Origin of the sequence: Stieleria magnilauensis, from assembly GCA_007753675.1 — a bacterium.
GTDB classification, from domain to species: Bacteria; Planctomycetota; Planctomycetia; order Pirellulales; family Pirellulaceae; genus Stieleria; species Stieleria magnilauensis.
Genome location: CP036432.1, coordinates 3,907,986 through 3,931,917, shown reverse-complemented (window position 1 = coordinate 3,931,917; position 23,932 = coordinate 3,907,986). Strand labels below are relative to the sequence as shown.

The 23,932-nt window shown below is 58.8% G+C and carries 10 protein-coding genes and 1 pseudogene; 4 read left to right on the top strand and 7 right to left on the bottom strand.

Going from position 1 to position 23,932, the window contains the following annotated elements; genetic code table 11:
* Positions 1–39: 39 nt before the first annotated feature.
* Positions 40–1,359: a hypothetical protein gene (locus TBK1r_RS13860; RefSeq protein ID WP_145211510.1), complete on the bottom strand. Its 1,320-nt coding sequence runs from the start codon at positions 1,357–1,359 to the stop codon at positions 40–42.
* Positions 1,360–1,581: 222 nt separating this feature from the next.
* On the opposite strand from TBK1r_RS13860, the gene TBK1r_RS13855 reads away from it, so the two are divergent.
* Positions 1,582–2,676, top strand: a complete 1,095-nt coding sequence (locus TBK1r_RS13855) for a hypothetical protein (protein ID WP_145211507.1) — start codon at positions 1,582–1,584, stop codon at positions 2,674–2,676.
* A 28-nt stretch (positions 2,677–2,704) separates the two neighbouring features.
* Here TBK1r_RS13855 and TBK1r_RS13850 read toward each other — a convergent pair whose 3' ends face one another.
* The 3 genes from TBK1r_RS13850 to TBK1r_RS13840 all read right to left on the bottom strand — a co-directional run bounded on the left by TBK1r_RS13850 (position 2,705) and on the right by TBK1r_RS13840 (position 16,551).
* Positions 2,705–8,134: a tetratricopeptide repeat protein gene (locus TBK1r_RS13850; protein ID WP_145211504.1), complete on the bottom strand. Its 5,430-nt coding sequence runs from the start codon at positions 8,132–8,134 to the stop codon at positions 2,705–2,707.
* 291 nt (positions 8,135–8,425) lie between these two features.
* Complete coding sequence (locus TBK1r_RS13845) at positions 8,426–15,145, bottom strand: tetratricopeptide repeat protein (RefSeq protein WP_145211501.1); 6,720 nt, start codon at positions 15,143–15,145, stop codon at positions 8,426–8,428.
* A gap of 305 nt (positions 15,146–15,450) precedes the next feature.
* Positions 15,451–16,551 (bottom strand): cis-3-hydroxy-L-proline dehydratase, encoded by a 1,101-nt coding sequence (locus TBK1r_RS13840; protein ID WP_145211498.1) that lies wholly within the window; start codon positions 16,549–16,551, stop codon positions 15,451–15,453.
* 544 nt (positions 16,552–17,095) lie between these two features.
* Between TBK1r_RS13840 and TBK1r_RS13835 the strand changes: the two genes are divergently transcribed.
* The 3 genes and pseudogenes from TBK1r_RS13835 to TBK1r_RS13825 all read left to right on the top strand — a co-directional run bounded on the left by TBK1r_RS13835 (position 17,096) and on the right by TBK1r_RS13825 (position 19,803).
* Positions 17,096–18,445, top strand: coding sequence for a sulfatase (locus TBK1r_RS13835; protein WP_145211495.1), 1,350 nt, complete (start codon positions 17,096–17,098; stop codon positions 18,443–18,445).
* A 177-nt stretch (positions 18,446–18,622) separates the two neighbouring features.
* Positions 18,623–19,015, top strand: a pseudogene (locus TBK1r_RS13830) (helix-turn-helix domain-containing protein); the annotation flags it as partial.
* A gap of 56 nt (positions 19,016–19,071) precedes the next feature.
* Positions 19,072–19,803, top strand: a complete 732-nt coding sequence (locus TBK1r_RS13825) for an IS630 family transposase (protein ID WP_145211489.1) — start codon at positions 19,072–19,074, stop codon at positions 19,801–19,803.
* A gap of 114 nt (positions 19,804–19,917) precedes the next feature.
* Here TBK1r_RS13825 and TBK1r_RS13820 read toward each other — a convergent pair whose 3' ends face one another.
* The 3 genes from TBK1r_RS13820 to TBK1r_RS13810 all read right to left on the bottom strand — a co-directional run bounded on the left by TBK1r_RS13820 (position 19,918) and on the right by TBK1r_RS13810 (position 23,285).
* A complete protein-coding gene (locus tag TBK1r_RS13820; protein WP_145211486.1) occupies positions 19,918–20,193 on the bottom strand; it encodes a hypothetical protein in 276 nt (91 codons plus the stop codon).
* A 110-nt stretch (positions 20,194–20,303) separates the two neighbouring features.
* Complete coding sequence (locus TBK1r_RS13815) at positions 20,304–21,716, bottom strand: DUF4832 domain-containing protein (RefSeq protein WP_145211483.1); 1,413 nt, start codon at positions 21,714–21,716, stop codon at positions 20,304–20,306.
* A 24-nt stretch (positions 21,717–21,740) separates the two neighbouring features.
* On the bottom strand, positions 21,741–23,285 hold the full coding sequence (locus TBK1r_RS13810; RefSeq protein WP_145211480.1) for an arylsulfatase B: 1,545 nt from the start codon (positions 23,283–23,285) through the stop codon (positions 21,741–21,743).
* Positions 23,286–23,932: the final 647 nt, after the last annotated feature.

The following is a 23,932-nucleotide window of genomic DNA, read 5'->3' as shown; positions in this document are numbered from 1 at the left end:
CAGTTACCTCTTCAGCCCTTCGTCATGCGGTCCCTGCGATCAGGGTTGGCAATTCGGATCGACTGGCTGACTTCCCGGCAACAGGGGACGTCCCGCAGGTGCACCGGGGTGGATGTTCTGCTCGGTGATCCGCACTCGGCTGACCGGGTTGGGATAGCTGTAGCCGGGCTGATGACGAACGGTCGTTCGCATCGTTTCGACGGGCTGGGGAATATGCATCGGGGTGCGGTTCCGCATCACGTGCTTCTTCAATCCCGCGGGGGCTCCCAACGGAATGTGCGGCGGTCCGGGCAACCCGATCGGTGTGCCGCTGATCGGCATGCCGTACTGGGGTGCGTTGACGCCGGCGATCATGCCCGGCAGTTGCGGCGGAGTCATCGAACAGGCACCGCCATCGGGGCCACAGCCGCTCGTCGACGCCGGGGCGAAGGGTGCGGGCAGTCCGGCGATCGGCGGAGACATTCCCAGTCCCATGCCGCCCGATCCGGGCATTTCGATATCTTTGTCACCGAGTCGGATGATCGCCAGGATCGAACCGCGTCGGTCGGCTTCGACGATCGGATCCACGCCCGGATCCAGCCGCGTGCTCACCAGGGTATCAATTCCCGCCAAAGCCGGTCCTTGGAAATCCGGATCGGGCAGGTACAGCACCTTGGTCACAAAATTACCGGTGACCACTTGGTCGAAATCCTCTTCGTCGAATTGAAGCGGAATCGAGTTGTGGGCAAGGTAAGCGCCGGTGCGCGGATTGGCATAGGCCAATTCGATCGTCGGGTACAGTTCCACGCCTTCACGTCCCGGGATGTTCGTCAGCTTGATGCGGAACAAACCACCTTGGGGAAAGTTTTGGCGGGCGGGGACGATCAACGGTTCGCTGTCGAACATGCCGCTGCCGGTTTGGTCGTAGCGAACCTGCATGCCTTCGGGGCGACCGAAGGTGACTTGAACGGCTTGATTGATCGGCGCGGCGACCATCATGCCGCCCATGCCGGCTCCGCCGACGATCGTTCCGCTGGATCCGGCGTTGCATCCGCAGGCGGCACCGCCGGCGTGCATGCCGTCAACGAATCCGACTTGCTGGATTTCGCTCTGGCTTAAATCTCGGCCTGCGGCGGCGAGCTCCGACGGGACTTCCGTCGGAACCTTGTTGGCCGCAATCGTGTTGCAGGATCCGGCCGGAGCAGCCATGGCACCGGCGTACGGTGGTGGTCCCAAGACGCCGGGGCCGGGGCCTCCGACTCCAGGACCGGGCTCCATCATTTGTTGAGCCGGTGGTAAATTGTGGCGAGTCGGTACGCATCCGGTCGCGACCATCGCACCAGCCGCAATCAGCGACAAGTGAGTGACGAATCGTTTCATCTTTTCCCCCATTCCTTGGGTAGCACCGCGCTCGAATGCGGTTTGCGGGTCGGTCCCCGCCTGGGCTGAAAAATCAAAGGTAGTTTCTCGTGCACGATCTGCCTGGACGTGTGACCCGAATCGCATCTACGATTCGCGCCACGCAACGGACAGGACGGCCACGTGATAAACCCATCGGCACGTTGCGTCCTGATTCTTTGGAAAAATCGCCATAACCCGACCATGAAGATCGATCGACACGACCGCGAGCAGCCGAAAGGCCCCGTGAAACTCCGTTTCACGCCCCCACTGTGCCTATTCGCCTTCGGTTGTGTCCTCGTCGCGGTGCTTTTCAATCAGCCGCTCGGTGGACAACCGGCCCAAGCCGAGCCGCCAATGACCGGACAGACGACACACCCGCCGGCGCCCGATCCAAGCCCACCGCCCGCTGGAAATGCTGTAGAAAATACCGGCGATGGCTCGGCGGACAGCGCCGCCGACCAGCAGCGTGCCGCCGCATTGATCGATCAAGTCATCGATCGTCTGGCCAATGGTGCCGCCTTCGATTGTAAAATCCGCCAACGTGTTCGAACCGCCGGACGCGAAGTGCTCGGCGTCGGCACCTACCTGCAGGTCGGTGGCGGAACCGGACAATTTTCTTTTCAGATTGAAATGCACGATGGCACCGGAAAACATCGTCTGCAACAAATCAGCGACGGACGCCTGGCATGGACCCGCACCGAGGTCGCCGGCGTCATCTCCCTCAGCCGCGTTGATGTCGGATGGTTGGACGAAGGAGCCCGGACGCTACGCAGAAACAACCGGATCAAACCCAGCATGATGGTCGGGGGACCCTGCGAAATGCTTGATAGCATTCGCCGAGACTATGACTTGAAACTCGGCAAAAGCTCGCTCGCCGGACGGTCGCTATTGGTCGTCATCGGCACGCTGAAACAAAGTCGACGCGACGAAATCACCGCGATCGTCGACGGAGCCGAATTGCCGGCACTGTTTCCCACACGCGTCAACGTGGCCATCGCCCAAGACGACGACCCCGAAATTAACTTCGGCAAAGGCCTGCCGGTTCGAATCGAGCACTTCAGCGACCCGATTGCCACGTCCGACGCCCCCCAAGGCGAACTGCGGTCGACGCTCAAAAAACGCCAAATGATCTCGTTGCTGGAATTCTATTCGATTCGTCCCGTCGCCCCTCCCCCGATCCAACGGTTCCGCTTCGAGAACCAGGACACCGAGATCGATTTCGTCAACGAAACCGGACGCTACGAAGACCGATTCAATATCCGAGTCAGCGCCAAGGAACGCGAACGGTACCGCTGAATCATCCAACGGCTCACCCGCTCGCTCTTTAATCCCGCTGCAACAGTTCGACCAATCGGGGAAAATTCGACCGCTCGGATTCCGGGATGAATTGCTTTAACAGCGAGAGTTTCTTGGGGACGTCCGGATGCGTTTGGATCACATGTCTGGTGAACGCTCGTTGACTCTCGTTGAAGGCGTCGCCGGAGCGGATGCCGATGACATTGCAGAGTGAAAACAACGAATGCGGGCTGACGTCCATCGGCAACAGTCGCGTGTAGATCACTGAGGGATCTTTCGACATTTCGGCCGACTGGACAAACGCACTCCAGTGTAATTTCCACAGTCCGGGGGCTTGCTCAAATGCGAACAGGTAGGTGATCGCGGCTTGATGATACTTTCGCTCTGATAAGAGTTTGTCGGCTCGTGCGAGGGTCAATTCGGGCGTCAACTTTTCCTGGTCGATGGCCTGTTTCCAAAGCTGGATCGCTTTGTCGCCTTGGCCGGCGCGCTGGTACAACGCTGCCAGTGTGTCAACGAAGCCTTCCGGGATCGGCGCGTCGGGGGTGGGGGCAGTACCGACCCGCCGCTCGAACAGCGAAATCAATTGGTCAATCCGACCGGCACGGATCAGGATCTCCATGGCTTGGTGAGACACCGCGGATCGCAAAATCTTTCCATTGGACACGTGACCTTGGATGATCGAAAACGCGACCTCCGCGGCCGTGACCTGGTTTCCGTCCATCAGAAGTGATTGGGCGATCCGCAGTTGATACAAATCGTCTTGTCGCAGCGAGGGCGTCACTGGTGAGGTGACGCGTCGACGAGTCGCGACCGCCAGGTTCGGTCGGCCGCCCAATCCTTGTTCCGCCAATAGTCTTTCAAATGCCGTGCGAGTGGAGTGGTTGAGTTGCAATTTCAGGAATTGATCGGCAGCATCACGGGCCGATGCAATGGCGCCGATCCGTGTCGCCAGGTAAAACTTCGCCAATTCGAGTTTCTGCGTCGACAGGTCGTCGCTCGTTTCGACATTGTTTAGCCGCGCAAACCCCTGGTCGGCTTTGGTGGTTTCAATCTCGAAACGCGCCAATTCGATTTGCAGGTCGACGTCGTTGGGATAAGTTTGGCAAAGCCCTAACAACTTTCTGTAGCAATCAGCGGGGCGTCGATTCCACCATGCTGCATACGCCGCAACCAACTTGCGCAGTTTCAGTTCTTGTTCCGTCGCATCGGGCAAATCACGCTCAAGGCCCATCATCCAGCCATCCGACTGAGAATCCGGGACGGGGCTGAAACGCTGAGGGTCGCCGTCGATTGCCAGTTGCAGAAAACCTCGCATCAGATAGTCGTCGATCAATTGCCTGGCAAGCGTTGTGTGCCGTTGGTTTCGCGAGAAGGTGAAACTCATCGAGGTCATCGACGTTGTCACCTGTCGGGTCGCGTCAGTTGCATACTGACGCACAAACTCGTTGCCGGTCAGCGCATTTTGTTTCAGCGTGTTTCGACGTGTGCAGTGGGCCAACCACGTATCCAGAAGCACCGTCCGATGCCGCCGTCGAAACTCTATTTCCGAAGGCAACGCGGGTGAGAAGAGCCAGGTTTTGACTTTGTTGGACTGCATGTTCTTCAACAAATCGAGTTGCCGGTCGCGACGTGCGATGTCGGGCAATCGGGCGACAAGTTCGTCGGCACGGGGCAGGTCGTTTTGCCAAAGTGCAACCTGGACGTCCGCGATGGCAACCACCAAACGATTCAGTGGGGGAGCCGCCGCGTCGTGATGGGGCGTCGGCATTTCCTTTCCAGCTTGCCGATACTCACGGATCATGAAACGATGCAATTCAAGTTCTTGCCCGATCTGCTCGGGCGATAGGTTGCCGACAAGCATCACTTCCCGTCTGGCCGCAACAACCTTGGCCAGGATCCCCAGTTGGTGGTCGTCGAGCGACTTGAGACGCCTCGACGATCCATCTCCCTCGACCCTCATCCGCTTCGTCCTGGCTTCCAAGATCGATCGCCATTCCGGGTGCTCGTCTGCCGGGGCAACTTCTGCCATTCGCCAAAACAATGACTCGGGGGGACGGATCGCCGTGCGACTGAGCGATCGTTCCAAGCCATAAAGCGCCAGCAGTTCTTCCAACTGGCGCGGGTCCTTGATCTGATCCGGCGGCGGCATCGGGAACATCGCATCGATCAGATCGTGAACCGATTGCGGGTTGCCGTCGCGTGTGTTTTGTTTGCTACGGCCGAGCACCACGATCGCGCGACTGATCCAACGGGCCTGATAGTAGTCCTCGGGGATCAGGTAGTCCCGCGGGGCGGGTCGCGCGGGGGTACCGGCCGGAACGCGGGCGGTATTGGCGGAGTCCGCTTTGCCAAGGAAGTTGCTTAGGAAAAGCGTGAAGTTGCGTTTCGACACCGTGTACGTGCTCAATTTGGCGGTGCCGGAACGTCTGACTCGCGGAGTGAGACGAATCGTGTAGTTGCCGGACAGGCCCCTGCCGGACGCTTGCGTGGCTTGGCAGGGCGGAGGCAGGTCGAACTGGGCGTCCAGGGCGTCGATCTCGCCGGCCAAGCGAATCGCTTTGGCAAGCCGAGCGTCATCGGCGTCGCGAGCGGTCAAGAATAGTAACTGCGACTCCACACATTTGATTCCCCACCACGCCGTTTGATGCTCGCCTGCGATGCGGCACAGTTCGATTGCCTTGTCGAAACTTTGGTCGGCCGTTCGCGCGATGAGGGTCATGGCGCGTTGCGGATCGGTTGTGTGGGCCAGTTCGCTGGCACTTAATTCGAACTGCTTCAACTTGCCAAGCTTGGCCTGCAGTTCCCCCAACAAATCATAGTCGTCCGGCGTGCCTGCCAGGTCGATCAATTGACGCTGATACTCCACGGCGGTCTCAAAATCGGACATCGCCATCAGACAGGTGACGGTTTGCCGGATCAAATCCTGATCGTCGGGTTGCTGATCTACCAATTGCCGCAACAGAAAACTCGCCCGTTTGTAGTTTTCGATCGATTGCCAAAACGATGCGACCATTCGCTGTGCGTGGTAGCGGTCCTTGGTCGTCAACAAAAACTGTTCCAATCGTCTGAGCAGCTGATTCGATTCTCCCCGCCGCTCATACAGTGGAACCATCATTTGCATCAGTTCCTGACGGCGATCCCAGTCGCGTTCCATCTCGATCGCTTCCCAATACAGCAGGATCGCCGGGTCGGTCTGAAACCGATCGGCGTAGTGTTTGGCCAACATCAAGCGGTGCAGATTGTCACGCGGTGCTAGATCAATTGCGTTTCGCAGGGCCGCGACCGCTTCTTCGTCGCGCCGGAGGGCGAACGCCAGTTCCGCAAAGATTCGATAGGAATCTGCGGCACCCGGAGCGACGCGGATCAAGGCGACGGCGGTCTGAGCCGCTTGTTCCAGATCGCCGATTTCGTTTTGCAAGGTCAAGATTCGACGCAGGTATTCCGTTTGGAACCGCGCGTCCAGTTCCGTCAAACGCTCGTAATACTTGATCGCGTCCATTCGCCGCTGCTGTCGTTGGGCGATCTCCGCTGCGACAAGTAGCGTTTCGACGTCGTCGGGGGCTTGATCGAAGGCGTCTCGGATTGTCTCAGCGGCGCGGGAAAGTTGGTTGTCGGCAAGGTACAGATGCGCCAACAGCAAACGGTTCTTGATCGAGGCTTCTTGATTGGCCGTTTGTGCGATCACTTGTCTCAGGGTTCCAGCTTCGATGTAGGCCGTGATTTGGTCGCGAAGCACCTGTTGACGCTCGTCTCGCGTTTCCGCAATCGACTCTGCCGTTTCCAGCTGTGCGATGGCCTGTCGATAGGCGTTTGCGTCCATCAACGCCCGGGCGTAGCGGAGCCGTTGATTGAAGGTCAGATCAAATGAAGCCGCCTCGCGCCACGCCTCGAGTGATTGAGAGTTGAACTTGAACGATGCAAAAATCTCGGCCAACCGAATCAACGACTCGCGATTCCGACGCGGACCCGTCGCGATTGATTGCCAAACCTCGATGGCTTCATCCACCCGCTTGAGCGTATGAAGTTGCTCGCCCAGGTATTCGCGGTATTGCGTGGAATCGGGGGCTAGCTCGACTGCCTTGCGGTACAGAGAAATGGCCTGGTCGGTACGACCAATGCCGGACAGCAGTTTGGCAACGCGGACGTGCAGCACCGGATCCTCGGGCCGCAAATTCAACAGCCGTTCCCAGACGCCAGCGGCGGCATCACGTCGTGCGTCCAGTTCTCTGTCCACGTCACGCAACAACAGACGGCCCCAGCGAATGAAGTGATCCGGGTTGTTGGGGTCGAGACGAACGAGGGCTTCGAAGTGCGGCGATGTATCTGCCAGACGATCGGCGCGGTCCAAGACGTCGATCAATGCCAGACGGGCGGAGATGTCGCCCGGCGCTTTTTCGACGGCGGTCAGCATCGTTTTTCGGGCCAAATCCGAACGTCCGGCGAGCGTTTGGATCTGACCCAAGCGAATCCGCAAGGACAGATCATCGGGCAACCGCTGCACCTCCGCGGAATAAAACTCGATCAGTGCATCGAATGAACCATCGTGGAGTAGTCCTGCCTCCAGACGATCGCGGACATCGCGATACAGCCAGCTGCCCGGACGGAGACGCAATAACAAGGATTTCAATTGTTCGTTCGCCTCGTCGGGGCGATCGAGCAGACGCTGCAGTTCCGCCGTTTGGATTTGAATGCGAATCTTCTGTTCGGCGTTCTTCGCCCCCCGAGCCAATTGGGTGTATTGTTCCAAAGCCGGTTCGTACAGCCTTTCGTCAACCAATTGTCGGGCGACCCGTTCAGCGATCGATTGATCACCGGGAAACTGTTGTTCGAGTTGTTTCCACGTTTGGATCGCTTTCGTTTGATTGCCCGATTGAGCATGCAGTCGACCGAGCTGCAGATAGATCTCCACCGCATCGACGCGTCTGGGGCCGCGATCGAGTGAACGCTGCATCGCCTCAATCGCTTCGTCGGTCTTTCCCGTCGCACGCAATGCCGCTGCCAATTGAAAGCTGGCCATGGCATCCTGTTCCAGCCAACGTTCCGCCTTGCCCAGCGCCACGATCGCCTTGCCGTACAGACCGCGACGGAGCTGAATCAGCCCGAGCACCATTTGACGTTCCCCGGCACGCTCGGCCGACTCAGCGGCATCAAGCGATCGAAGGAAATCGTCCAACGTGCGATTTTGGAGATGGTGGCTGTACACCCGATCGAGCGCAATTCCCGGTCTCGGTCGCCGCAGCAGGACCTCGGTGAATCGCTTGATCGCCTGGTCGGACTCGGCGGCTGGGCGTTGCGCCAGGACACCGCATCGATCGGTCAAGGCAACGCCCCCGATCGTTAGCAAACAGACCAGCGACACCATGCGGCGTGGCGAGTGGAATCGAGAGCGATTGTGTTGCGTCATCGTCGTGGAAAACCACTCTCCGAACAGTGCCGCGTTGACATCGGTACCCATACGCCATCAACGATTGTACCGATCCATCGTACCAAGATCACGGGCCACTGGCTGACGCCACGTGCTGGGTGTAGGCGGGACGCGTGAGCGAACGGCGCGTTGGCGATGCGGTGCCGTCACGGGCCACTGGCTGACGCCACGTGCTGGGATGGGACGCTTCGCGGTTTGTTGGTTGAATCGGATCGCACGTGGGATGAGCCGTATCGCGCGAGCGTACGGGCCCCAACGACGACACAAACACACCCAGGCCCGTAGGCTCGCGCCAAACGGCTGATCCAGTCGGCAAACCGGTCAGCGGGCGGCGGGGGTTTCGCCGCGATTGAGCCCGGACAGCACCGACAGGGCGGTCTGATCGTTGCGCTGGGTCGCGATTTCACTCAACCGTGCAATCACTTGCGTCGTCGCTGCGTCGGCGGATTCGACATCACTCCTCATGATCGTCGTCAACGCGATGACAAATTCATGCAACGGACCCGAATCCATCCGCGTCCCTGTCGGCAACGTTTGCAAGCATTCGTCCAGCAAGTCGCTCAAGCTGTCTGGGCGGACCACCGACGCCAACACCAGATGGGCGGGAAGATTCGCCGATGAACGCTCTTCCGCATCCGCGATGCGATCGAGTTCCTCCAGCAGTCTCTGGCATGCATCACGCCCAGCCGGAGTGGAGCAGGCGGATCGGATCGCCAACTCGAACAGGCAATCCTGTGGGGTCTCGGTCAAGTCGTCCAACTTGGTCCCGTAAAGATCCAACGTTGCATTCGGAACGCCGCCCAAAAAATCACTCCGCATCGCGTCGACGTAGTGGATGGAGTTTTCGGCATCGACGGATTGGATTGCCGATTCGAATCGGGTTTCCAAAATCCTGCGATGATTCCGTCCCTGGCTATAACGCCTGGCCAGTTGGAACACCAAGGGCTGGTCCAAGAAACGCCGACAGATTCCGGCGGCATCGATCGGGAAGCCGGAATCGAACAGGTTCTCTGCGAGGTGCGCCGCGACCTGCAATTGCCGATTCTCACGCACGCCCGTGGTTCGCGGAAATTGCCACGTGTGCAGACGCTCCAGCCAACCGCGACGGGCAAGCTCACTCCGGCCGACTTTGACATAGGTTCGAAACAGTTGATCCAGCGGAGAACCGACGGTGTGTGACGGCAATGGCTCCGCTGGCGAATTGCCAACCGCGGCCTGAAAGATACCGATCTGCAGCATCGCTTTCTGATCGATCGGATCAAGCGTTTCGATCAGCTGGCCGGTTTGCCAAAGCAGTCCGGCGGGGAGGTTTACCGGCGGAGAGGTGGTGATCTGGTCATTCAAGCGAGCGGGAACCATCGCACGAATCCGCTCCGCCGCCGCGGCCCGTGTCGACTCGGTGTGTAATTGATAAACGGCTTTCAGCCATTGCCTAACCGCTTGAGTGTCCTTGTCCATTGAACCGTCGACCGCGTTGAGAAACCGCTGCGACGCTTGGTCATCGCGATGCAACAGATTCATCAGATCGGCCAAGACGCCCCGAACGACTCCCGATTCATTCCATCCCCGCACGCTCCACAGCGGTGAATCGTGGCGAAAGGCGTTCGGCGACGTGATGGCATCGACCATCATCGAGTTCAACTCGGGAATCTGCTTCCGTTCGGATTCAGGGATCGAGGCCAGCAACACGTCCAACTGTGCGACGGCTTGGGGATGGTTTACGACGACATGTCGGGCGAAACGCCGCTGGGCGTCGCTAAATGGCCTCGAGCCGGGGATCCGGATTGCACTGCAGACAGATTCCAGTGAAAACGTTCGGATGTCGATTCGGCACAGGTGATCGAACAGGATCTCCTGCGACGTCGACATCGACGCGGCGCGGGTGAACACATTCCAGTGAATTTTCCATTGCTTGGGATCACGTTCGAACGCGTACAAGTACAGCACAGCGGCGTGATGGAAATCTCGTTTGCCCCGCAGCGAACTCGCTCGCATGATGATTTGTCGCGGCGTCAGCTGTTCGGACTCGATAATCTGTTCCCAAAGACCGCGGGCGAGTTCCGGTTTCCCTGCGGCGAGATACAAGTCGGCGAGTTCTTCGCGATAGACGTTCGAGTTCGGGGATGACTCAAGTTTTCGCTTGGTCGAAGTGATCAGGGGCTGCAAACGATTCGTCTGGGCGAGGATCAGGATCGCCTGACGCCGTGTGCCGGAGCGGTCTTCCTGGCGAGGGTCCTGTTGGCGATGGATGACTGAATAGGCGACCTCCGACGCGGTGATCAAATCACCGGACTCCAACAGCGACTGGGCCAATTTCATTTGCTCGACATCATCGCTCCGTGGATTGCGTTTGGAACGGCGACTGGGGGGCGAGGCAACAGGCTGTTGTGCGATCGCCTGTTGCAACGAGGCCACCGATGCATTTTTTGAATTGATCGATTGCAGTTGTTTTGTCAGGAAGGTCCGCGTGTCGGTATCGATCGGCCGGGCGAGGAGTTGTCGGGCGGTGGAGCGAACGAGGTCCTCGTTGCCCGCCTGTGCGGCCAAAATTAAGCGAGCCAATTCGACTTGCTGGCGGGAGGGGGCGTCGGCTGTTGTGATCTGATCAAGACGCTCGAACGCTTTGGCGGGTTGCTCCGTGATCACGGCCAGACGTGCCGCTTCGAGTTGTAAATCCAGATCATCGGGGAACTCATCGGCCAGCGTTTCCAGTTGGACAAGACAATCCAGCGGCCGTTGGTCCCACCATGCGGCGAACGCAGCAAGAATCCGCCGCAATTTCAACTCGTGTGGCGTCGCACCCTCAAGCGGCTCGACCAACCGCTCCAGGAAATCGTCCGGGAGCGAAAGGATGGCGTGTGAGGAACCTCTGACGATCTGCTTCGGAATCAGCGGCAGCAACCCCCGCAACAGATTCGCCTCAATCAATCGCTTCGAAAGCGGCATCTGCAACTTGAACAGTTCATATCGCGTCGGACTCATACCAGGAGACAACAGCGGCGTGACAATCTGCAGTTGCTCACCCCCGAACAACTCGGACGGTGGCAGCCCCTGTCGATACAAAAGAGACCAACGAGAACAATGCGCGATCCAGGCATCGGCCAGTAGCTCGCGATGGCGAAGCACGAAGGCTCGTTCCGGTTCACTCGTCGGCGAAACGATCCACGGAACCACTTGGTCGGTCATCGAATCTCCGGGGCGACTGGCCCTGGCGATCTGCACCAGATGGGCAGCTTTTTCATCTGCAAAGGAAACATTGTTTTCCCACAAAGCGGCATGGATCTCGGCGACCGCGCGGTGGTAAGTCGATGGGACGACCGACTGATCGAGCGTTTCTGCGAACGGGTATTTTTTCCCCGCCACACGACACTCGGCGATCAAGTTTTGTCGCAATTGCAGATCGCGCATGATCGACTCGATCGGCGCCGAACGCTTCGTTGCCAGGGTCTGGTGTGTTTGACAAACGGTGGAAAGGATCTCCAGCTTTGAATCATCGAGTGGGGAAATCTTTTCTTGCTGGGTCTTTTCCAGTACCTGCCGAATGCGTGATCGCCTGGCGAGTAGGTCTACCAGCGCCGGGTGGTCGCCCGCCGGATCGAGCTGAGCCACCCGCCAGATGATTGCTTCGGGTGGCAACGTGTCGGTGTCGTCGAGCGAATTCTGGATCGAGTGCAGCAGGATGGCGTGTCGAAACGCGGCGACGTCATCGGAGTCGTTCGGCGGGGCGGAGAACCGTTTATCGATCAATTGTTTCGTCGTGACTGATTGTCCGTGCAGGGACGCCAATTCACGATCGGCAAGAATCTGCACGCAATGCGCGATCCAGTAGGCCTGGAAGTAATTCTCGGGCGCGAGAAAGTTGCTGCCAAAGGAGAACGAGTAACTTTTGAAACCGCTGTTTTGCCGACTCGTGATTCGTCGCTCATTGAGCAACAAAATGGTTTGCAGTGATGCCGCAGCCGAGGCGGGAAAGTGATCGCGGTCGATGAAAACTTGCGTCAGTCGCCTGGCTTTGAGCGTCAGGGGAGATCCCGGAGGGCCACGCACCACGACAACATTCGACATTGGGGCAGACGAAGGGAATGTCCTTAACGAAGCCCGCGACGCGGAAGGGGACTGAAGCGTCGGGGCAAAACCAGAGATTGACGGTGCGTCGTCATCGAGCTTCAACGCAGCAACTTCGCCGGCCACCTTCGCGGCTTGCGCCAAATGCTCGGCGCGTTCGGGGGCGTCGGACAGCAACAGCAGTTGAGCCCGGACGATGCGGATGTCCCACAAGGTGCGATTGTTTTCCAACGCCACACGACACAACTCGGCCGCCTGCTCGGGATCGGTGATTGCGATGCGACGGATGATGGACGCCATCCGCGTGGGATCCTTCGTCGCCTTCATCTCTCGCAGGTTCACTTCGGCTTGCGTGACCAAGCCGGCTTCCAATTCGAGCGACGAGAGTCGACTTTGATTCGACGGCGTGTCTTCAACATTGACCAGCCGGCGTTGATACGAAATCGCCGAGAGCAGGTTCCCGGATTGCGACAAGTGGTCGACCATCGCCTGCAGCAGTTTGACATCCCGCGGATGTTTGCCGAGCATCCGCTTGACCACGGTGTGAGCTTGCCGGAAATCCTTCACGAACGTCCAAACGGACGCGATCAAGATTGACTTGGATTTTTGATCAAGTCCGTCCATTTCAGCGCGTTCGAGCCGGGTCACGAGCTGGTCGATTTCTCCACGCCGTGCATACAGCGGCACCAGTTGCTCGACCAGGTCTGTCCGTTCGGTGAATCGACGTTCGTGTTCGATGGCTTGCCAGAACAAATCGATCGCGGCAAGTGTTTCATAGCGGTCGGCCAATCGTCGTGCCAGGGTGACGCGTGCGTCGATGGCGCGGGGATCCACCACGATGGCTCGTCGCAGCGCGTTTTCGCCGGCTTGATCCTGGTCCGACGCAAAGGCGATGCGGGCGTACAAGCGATACGAATCCGGGGATGCCGGATTGGCGTCAATCATGGCTTGGGCGGCGCGAGAGGCTTGATCCCATTCGCCCAACTGCTCCCAGATTTGAACCAATCGACCGAGATGGTTGACTTGAAAGCGTTTGTCCAACTGCGCCAACGTTTCCAGATGCGTTGCGGCGGTGGAACGTCGCCCCCATCCTTCGGCGATGTCGACCGCATCGCGAAGGATCGCAACGTTTTCTGGATCAAGTTTCAATGCGGCGTCGATCGAAAGCGATGCCGCCGCCGGTTGTCTGTTGGCAAGAAAAAGCAAAGCGAGAAACCGTTGGTTTTCCGGCGTCGGTGCTTCGACGGAAACCTGAGCGATCTGTTCGCCCAGTTTGCCCGCCGCCCGAAGTGCTTCGATGCGACGCCGGATCAGTCGCTCGCGTTCTTCAGCGGTTTGCGCCAAACCCGCTGCGGTTTCCAATTCTGTAAACGCCGCGTCGTGTCGCTTCGCTTCCGAGAGCACGCGGACGTAACGCAAGCGTTGGTCAATCGACAAATCCAGCTCGGCCGCTCGCTGCCAGCTTTGCAATGCCAGGTCGGTCAGCTTGAATGAACCGAAGACCGTCGCGAGCCGGATCAGCGATTCCGCGGTCCGCCGCTGGCCATCTGCAATGGATCGCCAAGCGGCGATCGCCTCGTCGTGCCGTCCGAGACCGTGCAGCAGTTCGCCCAGGGATTCGCGATAGTGCGGGTCGTCGGGCGCCGCATCGATCGCTCGCCGATAGAGTTCGACGGCGCGATCGGAGGCTTCGATGGATTGCATGTGTCGCGCGAGGGTCGCCAACAGGGCGGCATCATCCGACTTGACGTTGGCGAGCTGATCCCAGGCCTGCTGTGCCGCCGCGCGCCGTCGTTTGAGACTCATCGTTGAATCACCGAGACGGGCTTCTCCCAACCGCAACCGATAGTCGGGGTTGGCCGGATCAATGGCGATCAGCTGTTCGATCTGTCGAGCCGCCTCGCCGGCCCTGCCTTCGCCTTCCAGGATTTCCACCAGGGCAAGTAGGGCATCGACATGTTGCGGCGCCTGCTCGATCACCTGCAACAAGATCGGCACGGCCGCGTCATGACGCCCGGATCCCGCCAGGATTTCTGCCAATCGAATCGGCAGCGTGACGTCGTCCGGAAATCGTTCCGCCTGGTGCCGGTAGTAATCCGCCAACGCATCGGTGTCGCCGGCGGACAGATAGCTCCGTTCCAATCGGCTACGGACGTCGGAGTGCAGCCAGCTTCCCGGTCGCAGTCGATCCAGGATCAATTGCAACTGATCGCGGGCCTGTTGTGTTTGACCGATCCGGGCCGTCAGATCGGCAACTTTGATTTGGTAGCCGACGCGGGTTTCCGCCGTCTTTGCTTGTCCGGCCAACCGTCGATAGTGGTCGAGCGCTGGTTCGTAGGCTTGCTGGGCCACCAAGGCGGTTGCAACTTTTTCCGCCATCGAATGATCGTCGGGGTATTGATCGACCAACTGATTCCAAAGCGTGATCGCCCGGTCGGTCTGACCGGTCCGGCAATGAAGTCTGCCGAGATCAAGATAGATGTCCGGTGCTTGCCGACGATCGGGGCGGTTGGCGATTGCACGTTGAAACGCCTCGATCGCTTTTTCGTTTTCACCTTCGGCCGCCAGCGCTTTGGCCAGCTGGTGACTGACGCTGGCATTTCCGACCAGCAACGCTTCCGCTTTCTGCAGGGAAACAACCGCGGCGGATGTGTCGGCCCGCTTGAGCTGAATCAAGCCACGGACCATCTGCTTGTGACCCGAGTTGGCATCATCGAGCGACTGCAGCAAGGCATCGAGTGATTGACCTTGGACATGAAAGTCATAGACACGATCGAGCGCCGTGCCGGGTTGTGGGTTCCGCAGCAGGACGTCAAGAAACCGATCCGCGACCTGACGTTCTTGTTCGGGCGGCTGCGCGGACAAGGGCGAGAGAGTGGCCAGCAGCGTCATCAGGCAGAGCGCGACGAAACGGACCGAGACGACCTTCGAATGAGTCGACCTGAAACGCAGTGAGAAGGAAAACAGTGTCGCCATCTTCGTCGTCTTTGGCCGTGCTCAAAACCCGTTGCCGCAACGCGTCGTCCGCGGCTGTCAGAATCCCAGTATGACGCTGACCACGGGTAGGACGCAAATGTGTGTGTGCTCCTCACCTGCCGGTTCTGATCTTGGTCAAAAAATTGGGTGGTCAAAAAATGCAGTGACCCGACTCCACTGCAATCATCCCATCAGGCCCCAAATTTTTTGACCAACCCATTTTTTGACCAACCCATTTTTTGACCAACCCATTTTTTGACCCTATGCCGGTTCCATCCTGAATGCATTCGCGTCAACGGGCTCGCTCAGCAGCTCCAGACCGGGTCGCCGAGGACGTCGAACTTGGGTGTGATCCCCAGCCCGGGCTCGGTCGATGCTGCCATCCGGCCGTTGACCCGTTGGGGTGCCCCATCGGCGATCGATTGGGTGACGTAGCTGTTGAAGTCGGTCGAAGTGAACAGATAGTCCGTCGGCGTGCTGTGTGCCAGGTGCGCGATCGCTGCGGTGATGATGTCTCCGCCCCAGCTGTCTTCGAGTGTCATCGCGATTCCCAGGGACACGCACAGGTCGCGCGCCTGTTTCGCTTTGGTCAGTCCGCCGAACTTGCTGATCTTGATGTTGACGGCATCCATCGCGCGATCGGAGGCGCCCTTCAGGATCGCGTCGACCGAGTCGATCACTTCGTCCAAGATGAACGGCAGGTTGGTGTTTTGGCGAATCGTTAAACACTGCTGATAGGTCGCACAGGGCTGTTCAATGTAGACGTCGACGTCACGCACGGCACCGACGACCCGCATCGCTTCATGCATTAACCATCCCGTGTTGGCGTCGGCGACCAACTTATCGCCCGGCTGCAAGATCTCTCGGACCGCGCGGATTCGCTCGATGTCCTCATCGGCTTTGCCACCGACTTTCAACTGAAACCGCCGATAACCTTCGGCACGGTACCCGGCCACGTTGTCGGCCATCTCCGCGGCCGGTCGTTGGGAGATCGCGCGATAGAGCACCACATCGTCACCGAATCGGCCTCCGAGCAAGGTGCAAACCGGCAGCCCGGAGACTTTGCCCAGGATGTCCCAGCAGGCCATGTCGATCGCCGTTTTGACGTAGGGGTGCCCCTTCATCACGCGGTCCATTTTGTGATTGAGCGCCCACAACTGGGTCGGGTCTTCGCCGATCAGTTGGGGGGCGAGTTCTTGCATCCCCGCGCGGGCTCCGGCGGCGTAGGCGGGCAGGTAGACCGGCCCGAGAGGACAGACTTCACCAAAACCGACTACTCCCGAATCCGTCTCGACTTGGACGACCGTGGAATCAAAGACGTCGACGCTCTTCCCCTCCGACCAGCTGTAGTTGCCTTCCGCCAGGGGCAGGTCGACTTGATAAACCTTGAATCCCGTAATCTTCATCTCGTTCACTCGATGGGTGGTGCAATGGGTTGAGACCGCCAGGCGAATTCCGCGACTGCGGAATTCGATGTCGCGAAGAGAATTTAGCAATAATCGCAATGGCGCGGCACCGGTTCGGCGCCCGCAGACACGCGCCTGCCCCAGGGCGCACCCTTTGATTGATCTTGTGCCCACACGTTGGCCTTTAGGAGCTAGCGGAACGGTGCGAGCGCCTGCAGTGCCTAAGCAGGTGGCCTACCCCGACGGGGTCAAAGCCAGTAGCCGGAGGTGAGCGCAGCGACACCTCCGGACATCCGGTCCCCCGTCAGACGCGACCCCGAAGGGCAACGCTGTGAAGCATTTATTCTCTGCGTTTGACGATGTGTTAGCGGCAGGGCGCAAGCCCTCCGCTCTCTCATCGTTCCCGAAACACCGGAGGGCTCGCGCCCTACCGCTAAAAAATGCTTGATTGACGAGCTGCACCGCGATCCGTTCAATCGAATAGACTGGCAGGGGTTGGTATTCACCCACCCCGACCGTCTCCCCCTCACCCCGGCCATTTCCCATGTCGCGATTGATGATTGTCGCCGTCTTGTGCTGTCTGTCCGGTTTCGTCTCGGCGGCCGATCGGCCGAATGTCTTGTTCATCGCCGTCGATGATTTAAACCACTGGCTGACGCATTTGAACCGCAACCCGCAGGCCCGCACGCCGAACTTTGATCGGCTGGCTCGGCGCGGCGTCACCTTCACGAACGCCCATTGTGCCGTGCCGGCCTGTGAACCATCGCGTTGTGCGTTGATGAGCGGTCGACGACCGTGGGTGTCAGGCTGCTACAAGAACGGTCACGCCTGGAAAAACCACCAAGCGGCCGGCGAGGGATTGAGCGCGCAATTTCTGAAGGCCGGTTATCACGTCGCCGGTGCCGGAAAAATCTATCACTCCAGGCAGTACTATCCCAGCGAATGGACCGAGTACATGTCCGATGACGGATTGAGCGCCAGTGGACCGGGCGTCAAGAAATATGATGGCTATCACGACGACGTGACGCACCCGAACCTGAAAGACGACGACATCATGGATTGGCACTGCGTCAACTACTGCATCGAACGGATCACCAAGAAAAGCGACAAACCCTTCTTCGTCGCCTGCGGACTGTACAAACCCCACCTGCCGTTCGTCGCCCCGCGAAAGTACTACGATGCGTTTCCGCTGGAATCGATCCAGTTGCCGCCGCACATCGAAAACGATCTGGCCGACATTCCGCCGTCGGGCGTGAAGATGGCCGGGCCGCAAGGCGATCACGCCAAGTTCCTCAAAAGCGGGCGTTGGAAAGCCGCGATTCAATCCTACTTGGCGACATGCAGCTACACCGACATGAACCTCGGCCGGTTGCTCGACGCACTCGATGCCAGCCCGAACAAAGACAACACGATCATCTGCCTGTGGAGCGATCACGGTTGGTCCCTGGGCGAAAAAGAACACTGGCGCAAGTTCGCGTTGTGGGAAGAAACCACGCGGACCGCCTTCCTCTGGGTCGTCCCGGGATTGACGACGCCCGGCACACGCTGTGACCGGTCGGTCGATTTGATGTCGGTGTACCCGACGCTGTGTGAGCTGACAGGGATCGCGACGCCTGAACACGTCAGCGGTCGCGACATTTCGTCGTTGTTACGCGATCCCCAATCGCCATGGGAATTCCCCGCGATCACCACGCACGGACGCGGCAACCATTCGGTCAAGACCGAAACGCATCGCTACATCCGTTACGCCAACGGCGAAGAAGAACTCTACGACGTTGTCGCCGATCCCTACGAATGGAAAAATCTGGCCGCCGAGACGAGCAGTACCCCGATCAAAGCACAGCTGGCTGAATGGCTGCCCAATAAAGAGAAACCTGAGCCCAAGAAGAAGTAGGGCATGCTGTGCATGCCATCTGACGTCACGCACAGCGTGACCTACATCGTAACGTCATGCACAGCATGACCTACATCGTGACGTCATGCACAGCGTGACCTACTGGTTGATCTATGCCTAAATGTCATCCATCTCTTACACTCTGGGCTCCCAGAGTGCTAGATAGGAGGACTAGTGATGCCAGATACGTCAAGGAAGTATTGTGTCGAATTATCTGTGGCGGAACGCAAGGAGTTGCAGGCGATTGTACGCCTGCAGTCTGTTGGTGTGTCGAAGCAGCGGCGGGCACGAATTCTACTTCTCTCCGATGTCAATCACCCTGATGGTCGACGGACGGATGCCAATATCGCGGAATTGGTAGGACTCTCTGTGCGTCAGGTCGTTCGCATTCGACAACGATTTGTTTGTGAGCGTGACTCTCAGGGTGTGGAAGCTGCGTGCGAGCGCAAACCACGTCCAGCCGCACCCGAGCGACGAAAGCTTGATGGCAAGGCCGAGGCTCAGCTTATCGTTTTGGCCTGCGCCGAGCCACCTGATGGACGCGATCATTGGACGTTGCAATTGCTTTGTGACGAATTAGCTCGCCTGAAAGTTGTTGAATCGGTTTGCCCCGAGACCGTGCGTCAATGTCTAAAAAAAACGAGCTGCAGCCCTGGCGGACTGAACGCTACTGCATCCCCGAGTCGGATCGGGCGAGATTCGTCGCTCAAATGGAAACAGTCCTCGACGTCTATCAGCAGCAATACGATGACAAACACGTCCTGATTTGCATGGACGAAGCATCACGGCAAATACTCGCAGATCTCTCTGAACCGTTGCCGGCTCGCCCCAAACGAGACGGGAAGCCAGGAAACTGGAAACGCGTTGATGACAAATATGTTCGGCACGGCGTTCGATCCTTATTGTTGTTCTACAACCCGATTGAGGGATGGCGACGGATTGGCTGCCGTGAGAGCCGTACGCGTACCGACTGGGCTGAGGAAGTCCGGCAACTTCTTGAGCACGACTATCCACACGCCGAGACAGTCACGCTGGTGTGTGATAATCTCAATACTCATGCGATAGCCAGCCTGTACCACACGTTTGACGCGAAGACGGCCGGTGATCTGCGTCGCCGTATCCACCTCGTCTTTACGCCGAAAAATGGTTCGTGGTTGAACATGGCTGAAATGGAACTGAGCGTTCTAAGCCGCCAATGCATCGGTAGCCAGCGTTTTGCTTCCGAGGAATCTCTTGATGCAGCCGTGCATAAATGGGTTGCAGCTCGAAATGCGGGTCGCTGTGGCGCTCAATGGAGATTCACCACGGCAGACGCGCGGGTCAAGCTTCAAAGCCTATACCCTCAGCATGACATTTAGAGATAGACGGACCACTACACGGTGACGTCACGCACAGCGTGACCTACGTCGTGACGTCATGCACAGCATGACCTACATCGTGATGTCACGCACAGCGTGACCTACGGCGGCTGGTTACGTCGGGACGTATTCCACCACGTGGCCGATCTTGATCACAAACGGGTGCGTTTTGTGGCTCTTGAAAAAACCGCTGACCGTCACCCCCTCCGGGTTCTCGATCACTTTGACGATGTTGACATACGGGACGTGAAAAACGTTCGCGTCATCGCCGGATCGAACCGAAAAATAATCCTCCTCGGCGGCAAGCAGCGTTGCCGATTCGATCCGGTGGGCGCTGTGAATGTTGATCCCGATCTCGTTTCCCAATTGCGGTTCGATCAATTTTTTCATGACACTTCAACTCAAGCGTTTGTCAAAAGACACGGCACGGTAACGGCGTGCAACTTCTCAATCGTATCAGAACGGCACGGGGCTTTGTGGTCTGGCTGGAACGCGTTTCGTCACGGCAAGCGAACTTGCCCGAGGGTCAACCAGCCCGGTTTCGTTTGACCTTGCTCCGCGTTGGCGAACCGCAACGGCTTTCCCGCTTCGAGCGGATGGACCACTCGCATCAACACGGTGTTCGTTCCCGAAAGCCCTGCAATGTCGATCGACGCCGACAACTCGTGCGCCGTTGCGCTCGGCAAATGTCCCCGCATCGACAGCCCGGGCGCGATCATGCGTTTGGCGATTTTGCCGGCTGCATCGACAACGGCCACTTCGGTGGGCCAGTCGGCGTAGAACGGCGCGACGCCTTGATTGATCAGCTGCAGAGTGATTTGGCATCGGTCCGTCTGTCGATCGGGAACGAACGCCACTCGTTGGACATAATAGTCGTAACCCATCCGCCGGACTTCCTTCGTTGCACGTTCCAGCCGCTTCGGTGAAGCGACTTCACGAAACATCCCGGTGTCCATCAACCACGTGGCGTGTGTTTGGCTGACACATTCGTGGAAACTCTGCACCTGCTTGGGCCACTGATCGCGGTCATCGAAAATTTTGCCCCAAGCCTCGGGACGAATCTCGCCGCCGATCGGCTGGGTTTTCCATTTATCGATCGCCGCGCGGCCTGCGGCCTTGAGCGCCGGCATGTAGAACCAATCGTCCTCCTGTTTGCCGGTTTCGATCGTTGCCCAAGCAAAGGAGTCGTCGTGATAGCCGAAGGGGCGCGACGCGTTTTCGGCCTGATAGCCGTGATTCGGTCCGGCGGGGTAACGCAGCAAGACGGGCGTCGATGCGAACGCGGCCTCGTACGCATCCAGCACGATGGCTTGGGTTTCGTTGCTGGCCCAGAGGTCGTTGCGGGGATAGGTATGCCATTCGCCCCACGTGCCCAGCAAGCCGGCGGTGATGTAGGCCAACCGTGCGTCTCCGTCGTACTTGTTGCCAAACGCAGCGATGAAGGCACGAAACGCCGATCGCAGACGCTCGTCCTCGTAGTCCGGCGTCGTGATCTGCTTCGGCGGCAGGGGAGCCGTGTTGGTGTTGAGGTACGTGTGCAGCTTCAGCCCGCCCTTGATCAGGTATTCCGGGATCCCTTTCTGCTTTCCCGGATACTCGACGTAGACCCGAATCACCGCTTGGTTGCCACGCGAGGCGATGTCGTCGAGCAGTGTTTCAAGCGGCTGCCAGTCGAATTCGTCTTCCGCCCGCATCAGATCACTGAGTGCGAGATAGCTGAATTCCATGCTGTGCGGGAATCGATCCGGGTAAGGACGCGCGTACGGCACCAAACCCTTGAGCGGATTGTCGACCGGACTGGCGGCCGGTTTCAGGTCAAACGTTTGCTGGGCGACGACGGTCGTGACACCGCCGAGAATGAACAGCAAACCGAGGACGGAGCGAAACGCCAGGGTTGGGTGATGGACTCTCAAAGCGTAATTCTCACGGGTTCAAGGCTACCGTCCGTCGCCGCTGTACTTGATCGTCGCACCGGTCGGGGCTTGCGGCCAAGGGGTCTCGCCGGGCGCCCACGACTGGGGCTGCTTGCTCCGCACCGCCATCACCCGCGTCTTCAACCAGTCCGGTGCATCGCGGTTTTCAGCTTGACCATAGACAAAGGGCTGCGGCGGATGCATCAATCGCGGCGGCGATCCGAGGACTTTTTGCAACGGTGGTCGTTGTTTGCCGATCGCATCAAGTTGCGATTTCAATCGAGCGACAATCTCGGGATGCTTTGACGCGATGTCCGTGGACTCGGTCGGATCGGTGGCAAGGTTGTAAAGCATGTCGCCCATCAGTTTAAAGTCACCCGAGCGGATGGTCGGCAATCGCACGCTGCCGGCGACCTCGTACACAATCTCCGTCCGTGGACTCGGCTGACCATTCAGAATCACTTGCGACATGTCCATGCCGTCAAGCGGTCGACACGGTTTCGTGCTGCCTCCGGCCAGGCTGACAAAGGTCGGCAGCAAGTCGACGACGTGCATCATCGCGTCGCTGGTTTTTCCGGCGGGAATCTTTCCGGGCCATCGCATCGTACACGCCACACGGACTCCGCCTTCGAACGTCGTGTTCTTGGTTCCGCGGTACGGCCGGTTGACCTCTTCGGTCAATCCTCCATTGTCATTGGCAAATACGACGATCGTGTTTTCGGCGAAACCGTGTTGGTCAACCGCACCGACGATGCGTCCCACTGCGTCGTCGAGACATTTCAGCGCCGCCGAACGCTTGTCGAGCGTGTCGGTGTAGCGTGGAATCTCCTCCAACGGTCCGTGGATCGCGTTGAAGGGAACATAGATGAAAAACGGGACGTCCTTGCTGCGCTCGGAAATCAACCGAACCGCTTCGTTGGCGAACAGGTCGGTCGAGTATCCCTGTTCATCGAGCGGTTGTTGATTGCGATGCCAGTCATAGACCGCAAACGTGGCCGGCGAATTGTGGGGGATCGTGTAGTTGTTGTAATCGATGCCCCAGCCGTAGTGACCATATTGGTGATCAAAACCCTGGCCCATCGGCAATTGTTCGGGTAACCATTCACCCAGATGCCATTTGCCGATCAAAGCGGTGTAGTAGCCGGAGGCTTTGAGTGCTTCTGCGATGGTGTGTTCGTTCGTATCCAGCGCGTGCAGCATCCGCGTCGGCGTCCCGTCGGCGGTGTGGGCCAGTTCCAGACCGAGTTTCTCGAGGTAGCTGGGTTTGCCGAAGTCCTCCGACCGCCAATCCATCCAATTGCGAAACGCATAGCGTCCGGTCATCAAGGCACAGCGAGTCGGTGCGCAGACCGAATGGGCGTAGAACTGCGTCAGACGAAGACTTTCGCCGGCCAGACGATCCAAATTTGGCGTCAGATCGGCGTTGCCGCCCTGAAATCCGGGGTCGGCCCAGCCCATGTCGTCGGACAGCATCAAGACGATATTGGGCTGCTCGGCGGCAGCAGAAGGGGACGCGAAACACGCCAAGACGGTCAGGGTGGCAAGAATGAAACGAAAAGGGAGATGCATTTGGAAATGGATGGGAGAGGTAAGGTCAATGGAGTTGGGTTCGAGTGGACCCCATTGTAGTCGTTCGCGCCGGTTCAAGGTCCTACTCGCATCCGTTGGTGTCCAGCCTTCAGGCGCATCCTCGGATGCCGTCAGGCATCGCGGTTCTCCGCCAGCCGCTTCGCGGCTGCAGGGGAGCGGCTGAAGCCTGGACACCAACACTCACCATGGTTTTTCGGCACCTGTTGGTGTCCAGCCTTCAGGCGCATCCTCGGATGCCGTCAGGCATCGCGGTTATCCGCCAGCCGCTTCGCGGCTGCAGGGGGAGCGGCTGAAGCCTGGACACCAACACTCACGATGGTTTTTCGGCAGGTGTTGGTGTCCAGCCTTTAGGCGCCTCTATGGATGCCTTTAGGCATCGCGGTTATCCGCCAGCCGCTTCGCGGCTGCAGGGGGAGCGGCTGAAGTCTGGACACCAACACTCACGATGGTTTTTCGGCAGGTGTTGGTGTCCAGCCTTTAGGCGCCTCTATGGATGCCTTTAGGCATCGCGGTTATCCGCCAGTCGCTTCGCGGCTGCAGGGGAAGCGGCTGAAGCCTGGACACCAACACTCACCATGGTTTTTCGGCATCCGTTGGTGTCCAGCCTTGAGGCGCCTCTATGGATG